General features: G+C 61.3%; 18 protein-coding genes and 1 pseudogene. 14 read left to right on the top strand and 5 right to left on the bottom strand.

What is annotated here, in order from left to right; all coding sequences use genetic code 11:
* Positions 1-59 precede the first annotated feature (59 nt).
* From SCM96_03160 to SCM96_03220, 13 genes and pseudogenes are all read left to right on the top strand, one after another.
* The gene (locus SCM96_03160; GenBank protein ID MDW7759621.1) at positions 60-404 is read left to right on the top strand and encodes a hypothetical protein; all 345 of its coding nucleotides are present in this window, start codon (positions 60-62) and stop codon (positions 402-404) included.
* Positions 405-636: 232 nt separating this feature from the next.
* The gene (locus tag SCM96_03165) at positions 637-2547 is read left to right on the top strand and encodes a V-type ATP synthase subunit I (GenBank protein ID MDW7759622.1); all 1911 of its coding nucleotides are present in this window, start codon (positions 637-639) and stop codon (positions 2545-2547) included.
* A gap of 40 nt (positions 2548-2587) precedes the next feature.
* Positions 2588-3061 carry a V-type ATP synthase subunit K gene (locus SCM96_03170; protein ID MDW7759623.1) on the top strand — a complete coding sequence of 158 codons (474 nt, stop codon included), beginning with the start codon at positions 2588-2590 and terminating at the stop codon, positions 3059-3061.
* 13 nt (positions 3062-3074) lie between these two features.
* Positions 3075-3491, top strand: coding sequence for a hypothetical protein (locus SCM96_03175; GenBank protein ID MDW7759624.1), 417 nt, complete (start codon positions 3075-3077; stop codon positions 3489-3491).
* Between the two features lie 4 nt (positions 3492-3495).
* Complete coding sequence (locus tag SCM96_03180) at positions 3496-4278, top strand: V-type ATPase subunit (GenBank protein MDW7759625.1); 783 nt, start codon at positions 3496-3498, stop codon at positions 4276-4278.
* The gene (locus SCM96_03185) at positions 4271-4612 is read left to right on the top strand and encodes a V-type ATP synthase subunit F (protein MDW7759626.1); all 342 of its coding nucleotides are present in this window, start codon (positions 4271-4273) and stop codon (positions 4610-4612) included. Before SCM96_03180 ends, SCM96_03185 begins: the two co-directional genes overlap by 8 nt.
* A 1-nt stretch (position 4613) precedes the next feature.
* On the top strand, positions 4614-6371 hold the full coding sequence (locus tag SCM96_03190) for a V-type ATP synthase subunit A (protein MDW7759627.1): 1758 nt from the start codon (positions 4614-4616) through the stop codon (positions 6369-6371).
* Positions 6372-6381: 10 nt separating this feature from the next.
* A pseudogene (locus SCM96_03195) lies at positions 6382-7740 on the top strand (V-type ATP synthase subunit B).
* A gap of 198 nt (positions 7741-7938) precedes the next feature.
* On the top strand, positions 7939-8550 hold the full coding sequence (locus SCM96_03200; protein MDW7759628.1) for a V-type ATP synthase subunit D: 612 nt from the start codon (positions 7939-7941) through the stop codon (positions 8548-8550).
* A 601-nt stretch (positions 8551-9151) separates the two neighbouring features.
* Positions 9152-10258 (top strand): ATP-grasp domain-containing protein, encoded by a 1107-nt coding sequence (locus SCM96_03205; GenBank protein ID MDW7759629.1) that lies wholly within the window; start codon positions 9152-9154, stop codon positions 10256-10258.
* A 1-nt stretch (position 10259) separates the two neighbouring features.
* Complete coding sequence (locus SCM96_03210) at positions 10260-11276, top strand: ATP-grasp domain-containing protein (GenBank protein MDW7759630.1); 1017 nt, start codon at positions 10260-10262, stop codon at positions 11274-11276.
* The gene (locus SCM96_03215; protein MDW7759631.1) at positions 11260-11748 is read left to right on the top strand and encodes a GNAT family N-acetyltransferase; all 489 of its coding nucleotides are present in this window, start codon (positions 11260-11262) and stop codon (positions 11746-11748) included. Before SCM96_03210 ends, SCM96_03215 begins: the two co-directional genes overlap by 17 nt.
* Before the next feature lie 38 nt (positions 11749-11786).
* Entirely contained in the window at positions 11787-12908 is a 1122-nt protein-coding gene (locus SCM96_03220; GenBank protein ID MDW7759632.1) for a KamA family radical SAM protein, read from the top strand.
* Positions 12909-12953: 45 nt separating this feature from the next.
* Here the strand turns inward: SCM96_03220 and SCM96_03225 are convergent, their stop codons facing one another.
* From SCM96_03225 to tatB, 5 genes are all read right to left on the bottom strand, one after another.
* Positions 12954-15068, bottom strand: a complete 2115-nt coding sequence (locus SCM96_03225) for a hypothetical protein (protein MDW7759633.1) — start codon at positions 15066-15068, stop codon at positions 12954-12956.
* Between the two features lie 144 nt (positions 15069-15212).
* On the bottom strand, positions 15213-15776 hold the full coding sequence (locus SCM96_03230) for a dCMP deaminase family protein (protein MDW7759634.1): 564 nt from the start codon (positions 15774-15776) through the stop codon (positions 15213-15215).
* Positions 15773-16387, bottom strand: coding sequence for an AAA family ATPase (locus tag SCM96_03235; GenBank protein ID MDW7759635.1), 615 nt, complete (start codon positions 16385-16387; stop codon positions 15773-15775). The genes SCM96_03230 and SCM96_03235 overlap by 4 nt, the downstream gene beginning before the upstream one ends.
* 85 nt (positions 16388-16472) lie before the next feature.
* The gene (gene tatC / locus SCM96_03240; GenBank protein MDW7759636.1) at positions 16473-17624 is read right to left on the bottom strand and encodes a twin-arginine translocase subunit TatC; all 1152 of its coding nucleotides are present in this window, start codon (positions 17622-17624) and stop codon (positions 16473-16475) included.
* A complete protein-coding gene (tatB, locus tag SCM96_03245; protein ID MDW7759637.1) occupies positions 17587-17916 on the bottom strand; it encodes a Sec-independent protein translocase protein TatB in 330 nt (109 codons plus the stop codon). The genes tatC and tatB overlap by 38 nt, the downstream gene beginning before the upstream one ends.
* 151 nt (positions 17917-18067) lie before the next feature.
* Here tatB and SCM96_03250 point away from each other — a divergent pair, with 151 nt between their 5' ends.
* Positions 18068-19609, top strand: coding sequence for a S41 family peptidase (locus SCM96_03250; protein MDW7759638.1), 1542 nt, complete (start codon positions 18068-18070; stop codon positions 19607-19609).
* Positions 19610-19621 lie beyond the last annotated feature (12 nt).

The raw sequence follows: 19621 nt of genomic DNA on the forward strand, positions 1-19621 counted from the left end.
CGATCGGTGAAAGCCCGATGTGCCGGTGTGATCGATAAGATGAATCGAGGTTGAAGAGAATGACGGAACACAACGCAGGTACCGAAGCCCGGGAAGCCCTGGACAGGATCAAGCAGGCCGAAGCCGAAGCGCGGAACGCCGTCCGTGACGCTCGGGAAAAGGCAGGACCCGGCATCCTTCAGGAAGCCCACGAAGAGGCGAAAAAAAACCGCGAGAAAAAAATCTCCGCGGCCCGCGAAAAGGCCGCAAAGACGAAAGACGCCCTCATCGCCGAGGCCAAGAGCGAGGCTGATGAGATCCGGAAAAAGACGGACAGCGACAAGGCCGCCATTCTCGACAAGGGCCGAAAGTCCGTCGATAAGGCCGCCCGGGCCGTCTGGGAAAAGCTCGAAGAAATTCTCTGATCCGGTCCTTCCGGGGGGAATCGGCTTTTTTGTGAATGGGGCTTGAAACCTGTGTTATAATAGCGCCTCGTTGGATTGAGCAAGAAAATCCGGCCGGTGCCGGGAGCGTCGAAAAGCCCGGGATCGGCTGAAGTCGCCGCCGCTCTTCCGGGCGGCGGTTCAAACGAGAGCAGACACCCCGGTGCCGGGGCTTATCGCGAAACGTTCGAGTAAAGGAGGCACGGCCGGGACAGTGGCAGTCGCAGCAATCGATCGCGTCCAGATCTTCACCCACGGGTCTCAGAAACACGATGTTCTGGCGGCCCTCCAGGAATCCGGCCTTGTTCATCTCGACTCACCGACCTTCGAAGACCTGCCCACGGCCCCGTCACCCGAGGGAACGGACAAGATCGAACACACGCTCTATCGTCTGAGACACGCGCTCGACATCCTCTCCGAATTCGATGAGACGGGCGGCCTCAAACGCATGATCGCGGGGAAACCCCGGCTGGGAAAAGACGCCAGAGGACGGGCACTTGCCGGCGACTATCTTTCGGTTCTCGACGGTTTGGAGCGGCGGGAAGAGAAAAAACACGAGATCGAAATCCGCCGCCACGCCCTGGAAAAGGATATCGAATTCCTGAATCCCCTCCGGCCGCTCCGGATTCCGATCTGCCGGATCCGGCCCACCGATTCGACGCAGGTCCGTCTGGCCGCAATGCCCGTATCCCGGAAAAGCGACCTCGAATCCCTGGCCGCCGAAATCCCTCTCTGGTTCGAGATTGTCTCTGCGGATAAAAGATCCTGCCGCGTACTTCTCATTCACCTTCGTGAGGATGCCGAGGCGATCGAACCGCGTTTCAAGGACATCGAACTCGACTTTCTGTCTATCGAGCCCTTCATGGACCGCTCCGCGCCCGACGATACCGTCGAGACGCTTCTCGAAAAAATCCGGGTCGAGATTTCAGAAGGCGAAAAGGCCGTGGCCGCCCTGAACGAGGAAATCAAGGCCCTTGCCGTTCACAGACCGGAACTCATGGCCGTCCACGACGTTCTCCTCAGCGAGAAGCAAAAGAGCGAAGCTCTGGGATTCTTCGGTGAAACCGACAGGGCCTGCGTGATCGAGGGATGGATCAAAACGGATGACCGGAAAAAACTCCAGGCGAGCCTGGACGCGGCGACCGATGCTCACCAGGTGTTCTTCCGTCAGCCGCTTCCCGATGAAGAGTCTCCCGTCGATCTTCAGAACAGCGAGGCGGCCAAACCGTTCGAAATCATCACCCGGCTCTACGGCCTGCCGGAAAAAGGCTACCTGGACCCCACGGTGTCCATGGCTCCGTTCTTTTTCCTATATGTCGGGCTGACCGTGGGGGAGGCCGGATACGGACTGCTCATCACGATTCTGTCCCTGCTGTTCATGAAATTCGCCAAGCCCAAAGGGGGCGCGCTCCAGTTCGCCCGCCTCTTCCTTTTCCTGGGTGTCGCCAACATCGTCTGTGGAACATTTTTCGGGGGCTGGTTCGGATTCCCCATCCGCAAGCTTCTGCTCATCGACGCCATCCAGGACCCGATCCCGTTCATGATCCTGGCCCTGGCCCTGGGGTTCATCCAGGTGTGGTTCGGCACGGCACTGGGACTCCTTCACGCCTTCAAGACCGGACATGTGCTGGAGGCCGTTTTCGTCAAGGGCGGCTGGCTGCTTCTGCTGCCGGCTCTCACGCTCTACCTGGCTCTCGGACACTCCGTCTTCGGGATCCTGTCCCTCGTCGCGGCGGCATCCATCGTGCTTTTCGCCTCGCCCAGCCGGAATCCCTTCGCCCGGGTTTTCGGCGGTCTCTTCAAACTTTACGGGATTTCGGGCTACCTGTCCGACATCCTGTCGTATTCCCGAATCCTGGCCCTCGGCCTGTCCACGAGCGTCGTGGCCATGGTCGTCAACACCCTGGTCGAAATGGCCGCCGCCATCCCGGTCATCGGCTGGTTCGCCGGAGCCCTGGTCTTCATCGGCGGCCACCTGTTCAACCTGGCCATTGGATTCCTGGGCGGATTCGTCCATTCCATGCGTCTTCAGTTCGTCGAGTTCTTCACCAAGTTCTACCAGGCGGGAGGCAAGGCCTTTGCCCCCTTGCGCCTGGAAAACCGATATGTGGAGTTCGAGGAATGACATCGATTGTTATAAAAGAGGATAAGGAGGTCAAGCAACCATGGAACTCGGTTTGACATTGGCAATCCTGGGCGGCGCCCTGGCCATCATCATGGCCGGCATCGGCTCCGCCATCGGTATCGGTCTGGCCGGCCAGTCGGCCGCCGGAGTCATGAGCGAAGACCCCGGCAAGTTCGGCGGGCTTCTGCTCCTCGTCGTTCTTCCCGGAACGCAGGGGATTTACGGCTTTCTGACCGTCTTTCTGGTCATTCTCAAGGTCGGGATGATGGGAGGCGAAGCGGTCAACCCGACGACGATCCAGGGCTGGCAGATCCTGATCGCCTGCCTGCCCATCGCTTTCACCGGTCTCGTCTCCGCCATGCACCAGGGCCGGGTCTGTTCGGCGGGCGTCCAGATGGCCGCCAAGCAGCCCAAGGAAGTCGTCAAGCCCGTCGTCATGGCCGCGCTTGTCGAAACCTACGCGGTTCTCGGCCTTCTGGTCACAGTTCTTCTTCTGAACGGAATCCAGCTCTGACCGCCGATCGATCATGAGCCTCGAGACGATCATCGAAAAAATCCGGTCCGACGCCGGGGCGGAAACCGAAAAGATTCTGGAAGACCACCGCGCCAAAGCCCGGGCGATCAAGGAAGAGGCCGAAAAGGCGGCCGCGGCCCAGGTCGCCGACATCCTCAAAGACGCCGAAAGGGAAGGCCGTCTTGAAGGAGGCCGGATTCTCACCCGGGCCCGCCTGGACCGTCAGATCGCCCTTCTCGAGGCCCGCCAATCCCTCGTCACCGAAGTCATGGACAAGGCTTTTGCCGGAAAGCTGCCGAAGGAAGGCAAGCTCAAGCGGAAAATCATCCTCAAGGACGGTGTCCGGGAGGAGGAGTTCAGCCGGGATCGCCTGATGGGGGAGATGCGGCCGAGCCTCGAAAACGAAATCGTGGAGATCCTGGAGATCTGAGACGATGAAAAGACCGTCCCGCTTCGCTTACGCCTATGCCGTGGGCCGGGTGCGGGCTCTGGAGAAAAAACTCATTCCGCGGGCCGTTTTCCGCGAGGCGGCGGGTCTCGATTCCGGTGCGGTCCTCAGGATGATGGCCGAGGCGGGAGACTATTCCGGAGAATTGACGGAGGTCCGGAACACGCGGGAGCTCGATGCGTTCCTGGCGAAGCAACAGGAGGATCTGTCGGATCTCGCCGCAAAACTCCTTCCTGAAGAGGACGTTTTGAGGGCGCTCGAGCCGAATCTTCGTTTGGAGGCGTCCGCCGCGGCGGTTTCGGACCTGCCTTACCCGATCATCCGGGATTACCAGCGCCGGGCCGTCGACTGCGCCAACATCAAAATCTTCATGCGGGCGTCCTATCTGGATCTGCCCGTCGAAATTCTGGAAAAGCATCTTCTGGGCGGCGGCGGCCTGGACCGGACCGTGTTTCTAGACGGTCACGGCCTCAGTGCCTCCGAGTTTGCCGGACGGCTGCCTTCGGGTCCTTTGCGAAATCTCTGGGAGAAGGCCTCGGCCGTTCTCGCCGAGAGGGAAACCTTCGCCGAACTGGAGAGAGGCATCGCCGACCTCCTGATGTCCCATCTCCATGAAGCCAAGGCCGTCGTCTTCGGGCCCGAACCCGTCTTTGCCTACACCCTCGGCCGCCGCCGGGAACTCGACCTTGTCCGGCTTGTTGGCGGCGGAACCATCAACCGCATTCCGGCCGATAAAATCAAGGAAAGGATCAGCGCCACCTATGTCTGACGCCGAGAGCAAAACCGGGATCGCCGTCATCGGCGCCGAGGACCTCGTCTATGGTTTCCGCGCCCTCGGCTTCGACGTCTTCTCGCCTGCCGACACGGAGGAGGCGCGGCAGGTCCTGAAGGACATCGGGCGGGGCAACTATGCTCTCTGCCTTCTCCACCAGAGCCTGTTCGAGCCTCTCCAGGCGGAGAGGGCGGCGCTGGCCGGGCGATTCCTGCCCGTCGTCGTCGGGTTCTCGGACTTCCGCTCCGCCGTCGGGACGCTGGACGCGATGCTCAGGGAGATGGCCGTCAAGGCCACAGGCTCGGATTCACTGGTCAAACGGAAGGACTGATATGAAACAGGGAAAGATCATCCGCGTGGCGGGCCCCCTCGTCGTCGCCGCGGACTGCCTCGGGGCCAAGATGTACGACATGGTCAGGATCGGAGAAATCGGCCTGATCGGGGAGATCATCGAGCTCAAGGAAGACCAGGCTTATATTCAGGTTTACGAAGACACGACGGGGATCGGCCCCGGAGAGCCCGTGACCCTGACGGAAAAGCCGCTCAGCGTCGAGCTGGGCCCGGGAATGCTGGGCGCGGTTTACGACGGCATCCAGAGACCGCTTGACATCATCCGGGAGAAGACAGGCGATTTCGTCACCCGGGGAATCGACGTTCCGCATCTGGACAGGGAAAAAACCTGGGAGTTCAAGCCCCTGAAGAAAAAGGGCGACACCGTCGTCGAGGGCGACATTTTGGGCGAGGTCGAAGAAACGCCTCTGATCCAGCACAGGATCCTCGTGCCCGAGGGCGCCGCCGGAACGATCGAGGAGATCCGTGAGGGCGGCCTCAAGGTTGAGGATGTCGCCGCCCGCATCAAAACGAAAGACGGAAAACGCGACGTTCAGCTCTTCCAGTCCTGGTCCATCCGCCGCCAGCGGCCGGTTCAGGAACGTCTCATGCCGTATGAACCGCTGGTCACGGGACAGCGGATTCTGGACATGCTTTTCCCGCTGGCCAAGGGCGGCACGGCCTGCGTGCCCGGACCGTTCGGAAGCGGCAAGACCGTCGTCCAGCACCAGTTGGCTCGCTGGTCGGACGCCCAGATCATCGTCTATGTCGCCTGCGGCGAGCGCGGCAACGAGGTTTCGGACCTGCTGCTGAGCTTCCCCGACCTCAAGGACCCGCACACCGGACGCCCGCTCATGGAGCGGACGGTCATCATCGCCAACACGTCGAACATGCCGGTTGCGGCGCGCGAGGCGTCGATTTACACCGGAATGACCATCGCCGAATATTTCCGCGACATGGGCTACTCCGTCGCCCTCATGGCCGACTCGTCGAGCCGCTGGGCCGAGGCGCTCCGCGAGATCTCCGGCCGGATGGAGGAGATGCCGGGCGAGGAAGGCTACCCGGCCTATCTGGCCAGCCGGATCGCCGAGTTTTATGAGCGGGCCGGTCTCGTCCAATGTCTCGGCTCGGACGATCGCAAGGGCGCCCTGAGCGTTATCGGGGCCGTAAGCCCGCCCGGCGGCGACCTGTCCGACCCTGTCGTTCAGTCCACCCTCAAGGTCGTCAAGGTCTTCTGGGCCCTGGACGACAGGCTGGCCAACATGCGCCACTTCCCGGCCATCAACTGGCTCCTCAGCTATTCCCTCTACCGGGAGAACATCAGCCGGTACCTGAGCACGGAGGTGGCCGAGGACTTCATTGCCACGAGCCAGGAAGCCATGGAAATCCTGGAGCTCGAATCCGAACTCCAGGAGATTTCGCGCCTTGTCGGCGTCGAGTCGCTGGCGACGCGCGACCGGATGATTCTGGAGTCGGCCCGGTCCATCCGCGAGGACTTCCTCCACCAGAACGCCTTCCACCAGCAGGATACCTACACGTCGCTTCGCAAGCAGTACCTCATGCTGAAAACCATCATCCATTTCCACCACGCCGCCCTGGCCGCGCTCGAGAAGGGCGCCGAACTCGACGGCATCCTCGGCCTCGAGGTCAGGGAGGACATCGCCACGATGAAATTCCTGCCCGAAGAGGAGGACGGCCTCCTGGCGGTCGACACGGCCGTGGAAGAGGCCTTCCGGGGACTCTCCGGCGCCGGGGATTGAGAGAGGCATCATGTACAAAGAATACCTGACCGTCAGCAATATCGTCGGCCCCCTGGTCATCGTCGAGAAGATCGAGGACGTCAAGTACAACGAGCTCGTCGAAATCGAGTCCGCCGACGGCCGCATGCGCCGCGGTACGGTTCTCGACATCTCGACCAAGCAGGCCGTTGTGCAGGTTTTCGAGGGCACCGTCGGACTCGACATCGAAAAATCCCGTGTGCGGTTTCTCGGCCGCTCGCAGCAGCTCGGTGTATCCGAAGAGATCATCGGGCGCGTCTTCGACGGCTCGGGCAGGCCCAGAGACGGCGGACCGCGGATCATCGCCCGCAAGATGGTCGACATCAACGGCAGCCCCATCAACCCGGACGCCCGCGACTATCCGTCGGAGTTCATCCAGACGGGCATTTCGTCCATCGACGGCATGAACCCGCTTGTCCGCGGCCAGAAGCTGCCGCTTTTTTCCGGAAGCGGTCTGCCTCATCCGCGGATTGCCGCCCAGATCGCCCGGCAGGCCAAGGTTCTGGCGAAAGAAGAAAAATTCGCCGTCGTTTTCGGCGCCATGGGCATCACCTTTGAAGAGGCCAACTTTTTCATCGAGGACTTCCGGAACACCGGCGCCCTCGAGCGGGCCGTCCTTTTCCTCAACCTGGCCAATGAGCCGCCCATCGAACGCATCGCCACGCCGCGCCTGGCCCTGACCTGCGCCGAATTCCTGGCCTTCGATCTGGACATGCACGTTCTGGTCATTCTGGTCGACATGACCTTCTACGCCGAGGCCCTGCGAGAAATCTCTGCCGCAAGGAAGGAAATCCCCGGCCGGCGCGGTTATCCCGGCTACCTCTATACCGACTTGTCCATGATGTATGAACGCGCCGGGCGCATCAAGGACAAGAAGGGCTCGATCACCATGATCCCGATCCTGACCATGCCCGAGGACGACAAGACGCATCCCATCGCCGACCTGACGGGCTACATCACCGAAGGTCAGATCATTCTCGGCCGCGAACTCCATCGCCGGGGCATCTACCCGCCGATCGACGTTCTGCCGAGCCTGTCGCGGCTCAAGGACAAGGGTATCGGCCCCGACAAGACGCGCAAGGATCACGCCGACGTCATGAACCAGCTTTTCGCCTGCTATGCGCGAGGCAAGGAGGCGAGGGAGCTTTCGCTGATTCTGGGCGAGGCCGCCCTTTCGGACCTGGACAAGCTGTACCTGAAATTCGCCGAGACGTTCGAAAACGAATTCGTCCGCCAGGGCGAGTTCGAGGCCCGCGATATCGACGAGACGTTGGATATCGGCTGGAGGCTGATGCGCATCATCCCCCGCGGCGAGTTGAAGAGAATCCGGCCGGAATACCTGGACGAATACTATGCCGGAGCCGGCGGGGAAGCGGGCGAGGACGAGGCCCCGGAGGAAGAAGAGGTCGAGAGCGGCGAATCCGTAGAGGCGGCCGAAGACTCGAAGCCGGCAGCCGATGACAAAGCGGCCGAGAAACCGAAGAAGCAGGAACAAGAAAAAAGGAAAAGCGCCGGCAAGAAAAAGGCGAAAGAGTAGGGAACCCGGACCGTGAAGCTGAACGTCAATCCGAACCGGATGGAGCTCCTGCGGCTGCGCCGCAGGTTGGCTCTGGCCGAACGCGGCCATAAGCTTCTCAAGGACAAACTCGAGGAGATCATGCGGCGTTTCCTGGAAAGCATGCGCCGTTTGACCGAGCTCCATGAGAAGGCTCAGAGCGGGTTCGAGACCATCCTCATATCCTTTGCCGTGGCCCGGTGCCGGAACACCATGGAGGAACTCGACGCGCTCATCCCCAAGGGTGTGTTGGAACTCACCGCGGAGAAAACCCGGATCCTGAGCCTGGCCGTGCCGCGGCTGGAGACGGCCGTCCTGGAGGTTTCCGACTATGACCTTTCGGCCACGGACGCTGAGTTCGACGTCGGGGTGAAAAAGACGCGTGAAGTTCTGCCCATCCTTCTCGAAATCGCCGGCTTGTGGAAGGCCGTCGAACTCCTGGCCAAAGAAATAGAACTCACGCGTCGGCGCGTCAACGCCCTCGAGCACATCCTGATCCCGGGCCTCCGGACGACCATCCGCCACATCGCCTCGCGGCTTGAAGAGATGGAGCGGTCGTACCAGGTGCAGCTTATGCGGGTCAAGGACATCGTCCGCGAACATTAAGCCAAGGCTGTGCGGAAAAAGCGCCAAGTTTTCTTTTCTCTTTTATATTTGGCGCTTTTTCCCCTTCGGGCGGGCCGATCTCACCATTCCGGCTTCGTTGCAGCCCTCTCGACGTAGCTCAACTACGCCTTCGAGAACTGCTTCCTTGCCGGAACGGCAATCTCGACCCGCGCACAGCTTCGGCGCCAAGGCTGTGCGGAAAAAGCGCCAAGTTTTCTTTTCTCTTTTATATTTGGCGCTTTTTCCCCTTCGGGCGGGCCGATCTCACCATTCCAGCTTCGTTGCACCTTTATGTTCCCGCAAGGAGGCTTCCGCGGGGCGCAGGGGGGATCCCGGAAACGGGACCGGATCCGGAAGTTGGCACGGAATTCGCCTTGGGTCTTTTAACGGAACAAATTGGGGGTTCGTTTGCCTTCAATACAAAAAAAAGTGGTGTCGATTTTAAAAAAAGTATTGACATTTGAAAAAAAAGGTTTATATATGAAATTGAAAATTTAAAATAAAACTAGGAACGGAAGAAAGAGCGAAGAAACGAAATAAAAAGACGGCGCCGATGAAAAGACACACACGGCGGTCCGGTCCAGCGGGGGATTGAAAGACAATGAAAGTGGCCTTGATCTACAGCTCCAAAAAAGGGATGGAGGAGTCTATGCTCCGCCGGAACCGCGAGGAGCTTCGAGACGAGGAGGACGAGCCTCCTCCCGATATGCTTGCGGAGTGCGACTCCGACGAGACGATTGCCGCCGTCGAAGGCGTTCTTCTCGAAAGACACGACGTCCTGCCCATTGAATCCGATGAGCGGGCCTACGTCCGCCTTCAGCAGGCGCGTCCCGACATCGTCTTCAATATCGCCGAGCGGCTCCACGGCCCCAACCGGGAATCGCATATTCCCACGGTCTGCGAAATCCTGGACATTCCCTATACGGGATCCGATCCGCTGACTCTCGGGATCTGCCTCGACAAGTCCCGGGCCAAGGAGATCCTGTCTTACCACGGCGTTCCCAACCCGGCCTTCCGGATCGTCGAGGACCCGGACTCCATTCCCGGAGACTTCGATCTTCCGGCCATCGTCAAGCCGCTCTATGAGGGGTCGAGCAAGGGCATCAAGAACAATTCGGTCGTCCGTTCGCCCGGTGAACTTCGCGAGCGCTGCCTCGAGGTTCTCTCGCTTTACCGCCAGCCGGCGATCGTCGAGCGCTTTCTCGAAGGCCGCGAATTCACGGTTGGTGTGCTCGGCAACGCCCCGGATCTCGAAATTCTGCCCATCGTCGAGATCGACCACGGCCGGCTGCCCGACGGCGCCGAGCCGGTCTATTCCTACGAGGCCAAGTGGATCTGGGATCAGCCTGAAAACCCACTTGAGATTTTCCGCTGCCCGGCCGACATCCCGGAGACCCTGCGCCGCCGCATCGAGGACGTCGTGGGCCGAACCTGCCGCGTTCTCCGTGTCCGCGACTGGGGGCGCATCGACGTCCGGCTCGACGAGCGGGGCGAGCCCCACATCCTGGAGATCAACCCCCTGCCCGGCATTCTGCCCAATCCGGAGGACAATTCCTGTCTCCCCAAGGCGGCCCGGACGGCGGGATACGGCTATGCCGATCTCATCCATCGTGTTGTGGACGAGGCGGCCAAGAGATACGGGCTGAAAGACGCTTTCGGCGGTCCTTTTGATACGGATGCCGATCCGCATTCAGCCAGGACGATGTGACATGGCCGCGCCGCTTAACGTGGGCATCGCCTACAACGCCTTCGAACCGGCCGTTCCGGTCAACGAACGCAGGTCCGAGGAGGCCGTGGGCGAGGTGGCCGTCGAAGTCGACAAAACCCTGCGGGCGGCCGGTTTCAACGCCACGATCTTCCCGCTCCGGAGAAGCGTGTTTTCCTTCATGCGACGCGTCAAAAGCCGGAATGTCGACATTCTCATCAACCTCTGCGAGGCCTTTTACGGAAAGCCGGAGTGGGAGGCCAACGTCGCCGCCGTTTTCGAAATGCTCGGCATCCCGTTCACTGGAAGCGGGTTCAGGACTCTGGCCCTGTGCCAGGACAAGGCCCGGGCCAAGGCCGTTCTCCAGGCCCACGGCCTGCCCGTCGCGCCGAGCCGCCTGGTCGGATCGCCGGACGAACCTGTGGACCTGCCTTTCCCGCTCTTTGTCAAACCCAACATGGAAGACGCAAGCCTCGGCATCTACCCGGAATCTGTCGTCCGCGACGCCGAGAGCCTCAAGCTCCAGGTGAAGCGCATTGTCGAAACTTACCGTCAGCCGGCGATCGTCGAATCCTATATCGACGGACGCGAGTTCAATGTGGCCGTCCTGGACAACGGACGCGTTCATGCCCTGCCCGTGTCGGAGATCGATTTTTCGGGCATGCCCGAAGACACGCCGAACATCTGCAGCTACACGGCCAAATGGTTTGTCGAGGATCCGCTCTGCATCAACACCGTGCCGGTCTGTCCGGCGACCATCGATGCGGAATTGGACGCGCGGCTCCGGGAGACGGCCGTGGCCGCATTCAAGGCCATGGACTGCCTCGACTATGCGCGGATCGATTTCCGGATGGACGGCGAGGGCCGGATCTATGTCCTCGAAGTCAATCCCAATCCCGACACGAGCCTTGATGCCGGCTATGTCCGGGCGCTCGGCGCCGCGGGCATCAGTTACACCGAGTTCTGGACGGGCGTTATCGAAAACGCTTTGAAGAGAAAGACCCATGATCCGTCCACTTGAAGCCCGGGATAAATCCGCGGTTATGGCCCTCATCCGGGAGACGGGTTTTTTCACCGAGCCGGAAACGGCCGTGGCCGAGGAACTCATCGATATCAGCCTCGACCGGCCCGACCAGAAAGACTATGTCGTCGTCGTCTCCGAGGACGGCGGCGGCCGGTCGGACGGATTCCTGATCTACGGCCCGACTCCCTTGACCGAGGGCACGTACGACCTCTACTGGATGGCCGTCGCGCCGCGGATGCAGGGTAAGGGTCTCGGAAAAGAATTCGTCCGGTGGACCGAGAAAAAGGTGCGGAACGCGGGCGGGCGGATGCTTCTCATCGAGACGGCCTCCCAGCCCAAGTACGAACCGACGCGCCGGTTTTATATCGGCCTGGGATACAGGGAAGTTGCGCGCGTCCCCGATTTTTACAAACCGGGTGACGACCGCATCATCTATGCGAAAGTTTTCGATAGGGAGCGTTCATCATGACGGACGCCCCATGTCATGCGGAGGAAAGAGAGAAAAGGATGGACGACTGGCGACAGCAGATCAAAGGCGGTCTCGAGAAACCCGAGGAGATCGCCGAACGCTTCGGACTGGATCTTGATGAGGTGCGCCGCATCGGGCGCATCTTCAAGACCCGGATCACTCCCTACTATGCCGGTCTGATCAAGAGCAAGGACGATCCGATTTACAGGCAGATCGTCCCCGATCCGGCCGAGCTTCGGGCGGGAACGGGCGACCTCGATCCTCTCGAGGAAGACCACGACTCCCCGGTTCCGAGCATCGTCCACCGCTATCCGGACCGGTGCCTGTTTCTCGTCTCGCATGCCTGCGCCTCCTACTGCCGGTTCTGCACGCGGAAGCGGAAAGTCGGCGACCCGCGCAAGATCGATCCGCGGTATATCGAGGACGGTCTCGACTACATCCGGCGGCATCCCGAAATCCGCGACGTCATCGTCTCGGGCGGCGACCCGTTCATGTTGCCCGACGGCCGCATCGAATATATCCTGAAGTCCCTGCGGGCCATCCCGCACGTCGAGATCCTGCGCATCGGGACGCGCGTGCCGTGCTTCCTGCCCCAGAGGGTGACGCCGCGCCTGGCCTCCATGCTGAAGAAGTACCATCCGCTCTATATCAACGTCCACTTCAACCACCCGGACGAGATCACGCCGGAGGCGGGACGGGCGTTGGGGCTGCTGGCCGACGCCGGCATTCCTCTCGGCAACCAGTCCGTACTGCTCAAGGGCGTCAACGACGACGTCGACACGATGCGGCGGCTGATGCAGAAGCTCCTGTCCGTTCGTGTGCGTCCCTACTACATCTATCAGGCGGACTACGTCAAGGGCACCGAGCACCTGCGGACGACGGTCGAAAAGGGGCTCGAGATCATGGAAGGGCTGAGGGGTTGGACGTCGGGCATGGCTGTTCCGTATTACGTCATCGATGCGCCGGGCGGGGGAGGCAAGATCCCGCTCATCCCGAATTACGTCCAGTCCGTGAGCGAGGACCAGGTCGTCATGCGGAACTACGCCGGAGAGGAATTCGTCTATCCCCAGGTCCGGCGGAAAAAGCCCAGGCGCAGGCCGCAGGATCAGCCGCAGCCCCTCGTCGATCCCTGCTACGGCTTCGACGGCGTCCCGCTGTAATCGTCCTGCTCTGGCTGTCAATAACTTCCAGCAGCCAGAGCGGGATCAGTTCAGGTAAGCTGAGAGGCCGCGGTCGCGGAGGATTCGGAGGGCCTCCGCCGGCGGAACGTTCTCGCGCCGCTTCAGCGATTCGAGAATCCGGATGATGGACAGGCCCACTTCGGCATCCTGAGCGCCGCCTTTCAGGCCGTCCCGGACAAAAGAGATCGTCTCGAACAGCACGGCGTTCGCCTCACCATAGGAGATCGGGTTTCTGCGGCCGTTGGCCCGGACCCAGGATTCGCGGCTCAGCGTGTCATTGACGTGCAACTGGATCAGGTAGGTCGCCCGACCGATGAGTTTGAGGTTGCTCGGGCTGACGCTGGTCATGGTGTTGCCGACAACCTTACCCAGTTTGGCCATGACGGCGGTCGAGTGGGCGTTAAGAAGCATCTTGGCCGCGACCTGGGTGCGCACGCCCATCGGATCGCCCTCCGCCGCGCGCCCGATGTTCAGCACAACGACGTGAAGCCGATCCCTCGCATCCCCCGCCGCCCCCTCGAGCGATTTCCGGATACGCTCGGCCGTCGCCCCGCCTCCGCCATCCGTCACAACGATGACGGCCATCCTCGCGCCGGCTTCCAGTGAAAGCCCCAGAAAACGCCGGAAATTCGATGCCTTGTCCTCGATCGATTTCTCTTCTCCCGGAAGAACGACGGCGACACTCAGATCGCCCGTTTTCGGCGCCCGTCTTTCCAGGTTGAACTTCGAAAGCGAAAAGTCGTAGAGTGCGGCCTGTTCGTCTCCGGCCCGTGTCAGGCTGTCGAGGGCCGACTTTCTGAGATAGGGATCACGGACCTCGTCCTCGAACGGTTTTTTGTAAATTTCCGGTCGCAGACCCCGGAACGGCCGCCCCAGGAACGACTGCCAGGCGCCGTCCGCGTCATCCGCCGCCGTCCAGACCTGAAACCAGCACTTCCGCTTCGGTTCCTTCACCGTATCCAGAGGGAAGAGCCGGAATGTCGGACTGCGCTCGGTCCCGTCGATGAAAACCGTGATCAGCCCCTCTTCCGCGTAATAAGTGGAGAATCGGCCGCCCGCGTATGTTTTGCTTTCTAAATCGGTCAGTGTGGCGATATCCGGCAGAGCCGCCTCCAACGCCGCCGTGATCGTCCCGAAATTGCGGAACCTCGCCGCGATGTCCACCGGCCCGCCGAATCCGGCCCGGGCCATCTCCGCCCGCGACAGGAACCGGCGCAGGATGCGTTCGGCCGCCGCCTCAATCACGGTCCCCACGACGAAAGTCTCGATGGTCGTGGCCTGCATCCGCGTCGAACCGGTGATGGCCTGCGGGCCCGTGGTCAGGTTGATCCGGGTGATGCCCGGCTCGTCGAGAACGGCCCGGCTTCGATCGAAGGGGCGCAGGACATCGTCCGGGTTGTTATAAATAAAATAGAGGTTCTTCCGGCTTTTCTCCGGGGCGAATCCCGGCGCCGCTTTCCACGGGTCGAGGCCGGCCAGCACGGCGCCGATGATCGAGGACGTCTCGCCGCCTTCCGTAACGCAGATGACGACATCGCCGCGGACGACACCGTGGTCCTCGAGCTGAAGGCGGCCGATGAGGGGCAGATCCTCGAAACCTTCGAGCGAACTGATGAGAGCCCGGTCGCCCCCGGTCATCTCGCCGATCAGCCGGTCGGCGATGTCGGCGGGCAGCCGGCCTTCGAGTCTCTTTGCAAGCCGGGCGTCGGCCAGGATTCGCCGCCAGAACGGCCGCCAGAAGGAGCTTTCCATCTGCTTGGCCAGCCGTCCCGTCGCGCCGCACCCATAGACGAAAACCTTCCGCCCGGAAAGGACGGCCTCCTCGATTGCGGCGGCCGCCTGGTCGAGGGCTTCGGTCCGCCCGGCCAGTTTCCGCAGGGTGTTCCGGACGTCCTCGTCGACGCCGATCAGCATGCCCAGCCCCTCGGCCGTGTCTTCGCGGATCCGTTCGCCGAGGTCCCAGGTTTTCTTGTGGCGCTGTTCGGTGAGAAGCGTGTGAAGCTGAAACTGGGTCTTGTTCATGACGTAATCGACGGACTCGGCCGACGGCTCGATTCTCAGAAGGCGCAGCAGGTTTGGCACGGCGGCGGTCTGCTCGGCGCTTTGCCCCGCGCCGGTCCCGGCCTGATGCCGCGTCATGCCGGGTTCTCCTGCCGGAAACACCGGTGTATGCACCATCAGCACGGCAATCCCCGTTACTGCCGCGATCGAAACAATCGTCCTTATCGCACCGCCTGCCGGGAGTTTTATTTTTTTGCTCATCTCTAACCTCGTCTTCGACAACTATTTTCCGTATTGGTCGCGGTCGTCGATGATGTCGCGCTTTCGCCAGTCGCGGATCCAGCTGTCGATCCGAAAGACCTTTTTTCCGCCGCCCGCCGTCGAGCAGACGACACGCTCCAAGCCCGCATTGATGAGCATCTTCTTGCAGATGAAGCAGGGGAAGGCGTCGATGGGCGCGCCGCCGGCCGCCACGGTGCCGTGGATGTACATGTCGCCCCCGAGCAGGCTGACTCCGGCGCGTGCGGCGTTGATGACGGCGTTTTGTTCGGCGTGGACGCTCCGGCAGAGTTCGTACCTCTGTCCGTGCGGGATATCGAGAGAGTCGCGCAGGCAGAACCCGTGTTCCAGGCTGTCCCGCGTCTTTCGCGGCGCGCCGACATATCCGGTCGATATGATCTGGTCGTCGCGCACGATGATGGCCCCGATCGCCCGCCGGAAGCACGTGCCGCGCCGGGCGACTTCACGGGCGATGCCGAGATAATAGTCGTCCTTTGTCACGCGCTTCGGCTTCGGCCCGCCTTCCGCCGGCACACTTGACGACCACTTTTCTTTTGTCTTCATCATCGCCCCCTTCGTACTGCCGTATCTGCCAGCGCCGTCTCGACTGTCCGGCGAAGGTCGTCCAGGCTGCCGTCGTTGACGATCAGGCGGTCGGCCATGGCCATGCACTCCCGGAGCTGCTGCCGCCCCTCGCCGCCGTCCATCTCAGCTTGCTCCTTGGCCCGGAATTCCTCGAGCGTCGCCGCCGATTCGTTCCGGCCCCGGGCCCGCGCCCTCTCGAACCGCAACTCAATCGGGGCATCAACTGCCAGAAGGACGAAATCGCCCGTCCCGCGGAAAAATTCCACCTCCCGCGTGTTCCGGATGCTGTCGATGACGGCCGGGCCGGCCGCAAGGCGATCCATGATCCGCCGGGCCAGGATGTCGGCGCCGCAGGCCGCCCGGAGCTCGTTCCCGACACGGATGAGGTTGTCCCGGCTCGCCTCGAGCCCGCGCGCCGCAAGTTCCTCGCGCAGAACGTCGGAAAGCGAGTGAAAAGCGTATCCCCGGCTTTTGAGATAAGCGGCGACCTCGCCCTTGCCGGCGCTGTTTGTTCCCGTCAGTCCGACGAGACGGGGTTTTCGGCCGCCGGCGGTCGTGTCATGGGATCTTTTGGTTTTTTTCTTGTTTTCCATTGGGCTGTTATTCATATTTTCACGGCGCCGGTCTTGCCGATCGATACGTCCCGGCCGCGCCGCCAATCGTTGCGTTCCCCGCGCCTCACTCGTCCGGATATCCTCCGTCCTCGCTGCCGCCTTTGTCTCGATCTTTATTAACTTCGGGCTCGCCCTCGGGCTCGATTTCGGGCTTCGCTTTATCGTCAGGCCCGATATCCGTCTTGGCGCTCTCGCTTTTGTCCGTTTCGCTTGGCCCATCGCCGCTGAGGCCGGGCTCCTCATCGCCATTCGATCTCTTATCCGTCTCGGCTTGGGCGTTTTTGCTCTTTCCGTCCGGCTCTTCGTGCGTCTTTCGGCCGCCACCGTCATCAGCCCGCTCCGTTTTTCCCTTCTTCCGGCTCGCTTTTTGAGCTGCCTTTTCGGCCTTCTTTTCCTTGCGCGATTTCTTCCTTTCGCCTGCGCCGTCCCCGCCCGCGCCGCCTTCCTCGTCCCGGCTTCTCATGGCCTTCTCCCGGCTGCGGCCGACAACCAGGGCGATGAGAATGCTGAACCCGTAGAGAGCCAGCATGGGCACGGCCACAAGGGTCTGAGTGATCATGTCCGGTGTCGGCGTGATGACGGCGGCGATAACAAAAGCGGCCAGGACGGCGTATTTGAAATTCCTGATCATCCAGCGCGCCGTCACGATGCCCAGCTTGGACAGGAAAAAGATCAGGGTCGGAAGTTCGAAAACCAGGGCGATCCCGAGAAGCACGCGCAGCACGAAGCTGAAATATTGATCGACGGTGATGACCGGCTGAAAATCCGACGCCAGGGAGATGAAAAACCGGACGGCCCAGGGGAAAACCATGAAGTAACCGAACAGCGCCCCCAGGATGAAAAAGAAGCTTGTGAAGAAGACGAAGGGAACAACGTATTTCCGCTCCTTGTGATAAAGCCCCGGTGCGATGAAGTACCAGAGTTGGAGAAAAACGAACGGCGAGGTGGCGAAAAGCGAGGTCAGAAAGGCCACCTTCATATAAAGCATAAAGGGGGCGGTCAGCGTGGTGAAGGCCAGTTTTGTGCCTTCCGGAAGAACGTCGGTGACGGGCCGGGCCAGGATGTTGTAAATCGGCTTGCTGAAGTACCAGCCCGGAATGGCCCCCAGGATGATGACCAGAAAGGCGTTGAACAGGCGTTTGCGCAGATCCTCGAGATGCTCGAGGAAGGTCATTTCGTCAGGAGACTTTCGTGCCGTCCTCTTCGTTTTCGTCACGGGAGTCCGCGTCCTTTCCCTTGTCGGCGTAGATGTCTTCGATTTCGTCCCGAATGTTCTTCTGAGCTTCTTCGATGTCCCGGGTGATGTCCTTCCCGGCTTCTTTGATATCCGACGTGGAGGCTTCGATTTCCTCCTCGATGCGGCCCCGGATCTCTTCCGAGGTCTTCTTGAACTCCCTCAGGGCCTTGCCGATGGAGCGGCCGATTTCCGGCAGTTTTTTCGGTCCGAAGACGAGCAGAGCGATGACGAAGATGACAAAAAGCTCCATCGGGCCGATATTGCCGAGCATAAATCCTCTCTTTCGATCGTCACGATCGCAACACCTTGATATTAGACTCTGGGGCCTCGTAAGTCAAGAACGCGCCCCTGATTCCAAAGCCAAGCAACGTCGGTTTACATGACAGGGGGAGTTTGGTAAGATGAACCTCCGGGAGAACCCTATGAAAAAGAAATTCACCCTTCTGGCCGCCGTCCTCGTTCTTCTCTCCGCCCTTCCCGCCCGGGACGGCGACCCCTGGAACGAGACGCTGGCCAAGATTTCGACCATTTTCTCCATCGTCGAAAACGGCTACCACGCCGACGTCGATCCCGAAAAAATGACCTTTTCCACGATCCGCGGTCTTCTTGACTCCCTCGATCCCCATTCCTACTTCCTCGAGCCCGACTACTTTTCCCGCATGCGCGAAGACTACACCGGAAAATACTTCGGCCTGGGCATCCAGATCCAGAAGCAGGACGACCGCCTGGTCGTCGTCTCGCCCATCGAGGGCACGCCCGCCTGGCGTATGGGCATCCGGCCCGGCGACGTCATCAGCCATATCGAAGGTGAGGACACCAAGCCCATCTCCAGTTTCGACGCCATGCAGAAATTGCGGGGCGAAAAGGGCACCTCGGTCTCGATCACCATCGTCCGCGAAGGACTCGACGAGCCTTTGGAACTGACCATCATCCGCGAGGAAATCCCCCTCCACAGCGTGCCCTATGCCTTCATGCTCGACAAGGAGACGGGCTATGTCTTCATCCGCAACTTCGCCGAGAACACGACGCGGGAGCTCGAAGAAAAACTGTCCGACCTGACCGCCCAGGGCATGACCCGCCTCGTCCTCGATCTCCGCGGCAACGGCGGCGGCCCGCTCGCCCAGTCCATCGAAGTTTCCGACGAGTTTCTGCCCAAGGGCAAGCTCATCGTCTCCATGCGGGGGCGCAACCCCAACTACGACAAGGATTTCCACGCTTTCCGCGACGGCCAGTACGAAACGCTTCCCCTGGTCATCCTGATCAACAGCGGCACGGCCAGCGCTTCCGAGATCGTCAGCGGCGCGGTCATGGACCACGACCGCGGCCTCGTCGTCGGGACGGATTCCTTCGGCAAAGGCCTGGTCCAGACCGTCTTCCCCCTGGCTCCGAACATTGCCGTGGCCCTGACCGTTGCCAAGTACCTGACACCGAGCGGCCGGTCCATCCAGCGGGATTTCAGCATCATCGAGGACTACGCCCGCCTCAAGCAGGCTCCCGAGGAAGAGCGTGAAGTCATGTACACGAGCCGGGGCCGGAAGGTCCTCGGTCAGGGCGGAATCACTCCCGATCACATGGTGCCTTCGAACATCCAGGTTTTGACCTGGCGCATGCTGCTCGGCGGGTCGTTCTTCGGCTATGCCCGAAAATTCGCCGACAGGCAGACTCCGCTGTCCCGGGATATCGTCTTTCCTGATCCGCCCTCCGTCTCCCCGTCGACTCCGTCCGTGGTCACGCAGGCCGTCATCGAGGAGTTCAAGGGCTATCTCGAGACGTCCGGGTTTGAATTCGACGGAGAGGCCTTCGCCGAGGCGGTTCCGGAAATCCGCCGGGAACTCGAACGGGAAATCGTCTCCGCCCTCTGGGGCCTCGAGGAAGGAAACCGCATCCACCAGCTCTCCGATCCCGTAGTCCGGAAGGCCCTCGAAGTCATGCCCGAGGCGGTCCGTTTCGTCACGGAATTCTAAAGGGGTGAAAAG

Source organism: Acidobacteriota bacterium (genome assembly GCA_033549365.1).
GTDB lineage: Bacteria > Acidobacteriota > Aminicenantia > Aminicenantales > Saccharicenantaceae > JAWSUF01.

Bases quoted from the DNA above. Each gene is read 5' to 3' on its own strand.
- SCM96_03160 (MDW7759621.1), top strand. From the start codon at position 60: ATGACGGAACACAACGCAGGTACCGAAGCCCGGGAAGCCCTGGACAGG.
- SCM96_03170 (MDW7759623.1), top strand. From the start codon at position 2,588: ATGGAACTCGGTTTGACATTGGCAATCCTGGGCGGCGCCCTGGCCATC.
- SCM96_03175 (MDW7759624.1), top strand. From the start codon at position 3,075: ATGAGCCTCGAGACGATCATCGAAAAAATCCGGTCCGACGCCGGGGCG.
- SCM96_03180 (MDW7759625.1), top strand. From the start codon at position 3,496: ATGAAAAGACCGTCCCGCTTCGCTTACGCCTATGCCGTGGGCCGGGTG.
- SCM96_03185 (MDW7759626.1), top strand. From the start codon at position 4,271: ATGTCTGACGCCGAGAGCAAAACCGGGATCGCCGTCATCGGCGCCGAG.
- SCM96_03190 (MDW7759627.1), top strand. From the start codon at position 4,614: ATGAAACAGGGAAAGATCATCCGCGTGGCGGGCCCCCTCGTCGTCGCC.
- SCM96_03205 (MDW7759629.1), top strand. From the start codon at position 9,152: ATGAAAGTGGCCTTGATCTACAGCTCCAAAAAAGGGATGGAGGAGTCT.
- SCM96_03210 (MDW7759630.1), top strand. From the start codon at position 10,260: ATGGCCGCGCCGCTTAACGTGGGCATCGCCTACAACGCCTTCGAACCG.
- SCM96_03215 (MDW7759631.1), top strand. From the start codon at position 11,260: ATGATCCGTCCACTTGAAGCCCGGGATAAATCCGCGGTTATGGCCCTC.
- SCM96_03220 (MDW7759632.1), top strand. From the start codon at position 11,787: ATGGACGACTGGCGACAGCAGATCAAAGGCGGTCTCGAGAAACCCGAG.
- SCM96_03225 (MDW7759633.1), bottom strand. From the start codon at position 15,068: ATGACGCGGCATCAGGCCGGGACCGGCGCGGGGCAAAGCGCCGAGCAG.
- SCM96_03230 (MDW7759634.1), bottom strand. From the start codon at position 15,776: ATGATGAAGACAAAAGAAAAGTGGTCGTCAAGTGTGCCGGCGGAAGGC.
- SCM96_03235 (MDW7759635.1), bottom strand. From the start codon at position 16,387: ATGGAAAACAAGAAAAAAACCAAAAGATCCCATGACACGACCGCCGGC.
- tatB (MDW7759637.1), bottom strand. From the start codon at position 17,916: ATGCTCGGCAATATCGGCCCGATGGAGCTTTTTGTCATCTTCGTCATC.
- SCM96_03250 (MDW7759638.1), top strand. From the start codon at position 18,068: ATGAAAAAGAAATTCACCCTTCTGGCCGCCGTCCTCGTTCTTCTCTCC.